Origin of the sequence: Mesorhizobium sp. M4B.F.Ca.ET.214.01.1.1 (assembly GCF_004791545.1) — a bacterium.
Taxonomy (GTDB): domain Bacteria; phylum Pseudomonadota; class Alphaproteobacteria; order Rhizobiales; family Rhizobiaceae; genus Mesorhizobium; species Mesorhizobium abyssinicae.
The window spans coordinates 1-279 of the sequence record NZ_SRUX01000308.1 but is presented as its reverse complement, the minus strand read 5'-3'; the positions used below and the strand labels follow the sequence as shown (position 1 = coordinate 279).

The 279-nt window shown below is 60.2% G+C and carries 1 pseudogene; it reads left to right on the top strand.

The features are described from left to right. A pseudogene (locus EN857_RS34355) lies at nt 1-279 on the top strand (peptide ABC transporter substrate-binding protein); the annotation flags it as partial.

The window sequence follows — 279 nt, the reverse complement described above, 5'->3', positions numbered from 1 at the left end:
GCCAAGGCCAAGCAGCTCATGGATGCGGCGGGCCTCGCCAGCGGCTTCGACATCACGCTGACGACGCTGCGCTATTCCGACATTCCGGGCTATGCGCAACTGTTCCAGAATTTCGCCAAGGAGATCGGCGCCCGCATTTCGCTCAACATCGAGGATCAGGACAAATATTACGGCAAGGCGGTGTTTGGCCAGTCGGACTGGCTGGACAGCCAGCTCGGCATCACCGACTACGCTCACCGCAGCGTGCCGAATGTCTTTTTGAAGAGCCCGCTGGTCAGC